The 2182-nt window shown below is 72.9% G+C and carries 1 protein-coding gene and 1 pseudogene; both read right to left on the bottom strand.

Translation table 11 applies throughout. The features are described 5' to 3' along the window. Positions 1 to 1815, bottom strand: a 1815-nt coding sequence (locus CQZ88_RS10955) for a dynamin family protein (protein ID WP_102799743.1), incomplete at its 3' end; no start/stop codon positions are given. Between the two features lie 118 nt (positions 1816 to 1933). Then, positions 1934 to 2182: pseudogene (locus CQZ88_RS10950) on the bottom strand (hypothetical protein); the annotation flags it as partial.

Raw genomic sequence — 2182 nt, 5'->3', positions numbered from 1 at the left:
CCCGGCCAGCTGCGCGGCCCGCTCGCGGAGGGTCGTCAGCGCACGCACGTGCGTCTCGAGTTCGGCGATGCGGCGCTGCCGCTGCGCCTCCTCGACCGTCGCGGCCTCCTGCGCGGCGCGCAGCGACTCGGACAGCGACCGCAGCGTCTGCTCGGCCAGCTCGGTGAAGTGGTCGCGCAGCTGGCGCTGGATCAGCCGGAGCCGGTCCTTCGACTCCTTGCCCACCTGGAAGCCGACGTCGTCGGTGAACTTGCGGACGGCGACCTTGGCGTCGGCGCGGCGCTTGGCGATGCGCGCCTGCTTGTCGTCGCGATAGGCCTTGGTGCCGAGCACAACTCCCGCCCCGACGGAGATCGGGTTGACCAGCGCCATGCCCATGAGCGTGGTGATGAGCCCGAACATGAGCACGCCGCCGTAGGAGCCCTTCATTCCCACGAGCATCTTCTGGCCGACGCCGATGCGGCCCGACTCGAGGTCCGAGAGCCGGGAGACGGGCTCGAGCAGCCCCTCGAGGTCGCCGAGGCGCAGATCCGGCAGGTCCACCGCACCGCTGTCGGCGAAGTGCCGGGCGACGACCTCCGCGAGCCACACCGAACGTTCGTGGGCCCACACGAAGTTGTCGCCCACGGATTCGGCGACCTGCTCGCCCAGCCATTCCCCGATCCGCGGCCATTCCTCACCGGGGTCGCATTCGTCGACGGTGGCCTCCGCCTCGCGGGTGACCCGGCGCAGCCGGTCCCGCAGGTCGTGGTCGATGTCGGCGGCGAGGTCGGCGATGCCGTCGGCCAGGGTCTGCTGCCACTGGGCGGCCCGGGTGCGCAGCGCCTCCGCGGCGGACTTGGCGCGCTGCAGTTCCGCGACGGCCGCCGCACCGGTCTCGGGGTCGCGCAGCGCCGCGAGCTCGCTGCCCAGGCCGAGCGCGACGTGTTCGACGACCGACTTCACGTCCAGCGCGACGGACCGCCGGGCGGCGTCGGCGCCGCGCGCGACGACCCGCTCACGGAGGAACCCGTACACCGATTCGAAGCCCGACTCCTCGTGCAGCGACGCGTCGTCGAGGCGCAGGGCGTGACTGCGCAGCAGCGACGAGACGGGCAGCAGGGGCACGTCGAGGCCGGCGCGCTGCAGGTGCCCGCGGTCGGCGGCGACGATCTCGCGCCAGTGCGGGTACAGGTCCGTCTTGGTGATCAGCACCGCTGCGGCCGGGCACAGCTGCAGCACCTGCCGCAGGAAGCTCAGCTCCGGCTCGGTGAACTCCTGGCTGGCGTCGGAGACGACGAACACCGCGTCGGCCGCCGGAAGCAGACCCAATGTTGCTGCGGCGTGCGGGTTTCCGTGCCCGCCGACACCGGGGGTGTCGACGAGGACGAGACCGTCGGCGAGCAGCGGGCTCGGCACGTTCACCTCGAGCCGCAGCACGTCCCGGCCGCCCGCGCGCGGCGTGCCGGGCGTGACGTGCTGCAACTCGTCGATGGGCAGGTCCACCCGGACGGGATCGCGGCCGGGCTCGGCGAGCACGAGTTCGGCGAAGGTGCGGTCGGCGTTCTGCACGACGGTGGGCACCGCGGTGGTCTCGTCGTCGCCGACCGAGCACACCTCGAGGTTGAGGAGCGAGTTCACGAACTGGCTCTTGCCCTGTTTGAGCTGGCCGACGACGACGACCCGCAGCCGGGGGTCGACGACGCGAGTGCGCGCCGCCTCGAGCCTGGCGGCGAGGTCACCGCGCTCGGCGGCGCGGATGTGTTCGGCGGCCGCGTCGATCAGTTCGACGAGGGCCGCGCGGCGAGCGGCGGCATCTGCGGACGACGTGTGCATGGTGATCGCTTCGACTCGCCTTCTGTCGGAGTGCGGGCTGCACCGAGATTATGTCCTCCGCGACGAACGCCGGCCCCGCGTGGTGCACGCGGGGCCGGCGCCGGGTCCGTGCGGTGGGTCAGCCGAGGAAGGTGTCGAAGTCGGAATCGGTGCCGACACCGGCGCCGGCGTCGATCCCGCCGTGCAGATCGGCGTCGGCACCGGTGTCGGCGGAACCGAACAGGCCACCGGTGCCGCCCGCGCTGCCGAAGACGTCGCCGGCGTCGATGGACGACCACGCGTCCGTCGTGCCGTCGAGGGCTCCCGAAAGCTGGCCACCGAGCTGCGAGGTGCCCTCGGCCGCGCCGCCGAGGCCCGTACCGAGCGC

This window comes from Rhodococcus sp. ENV425 (assembly GCF_002887785.1).
In the GTDB taxonomy this organism is placed as follows: domain Bacteria; phylum Actinomycetota; class Actinomycetes; order Mycobacteriales; family Mycobacteriaceae; genus Rhodococcus; species Rhodococcus aetherivorans.
This window is presented reverse-complemented; position numbering and strand designations above follow the sequence as displayed.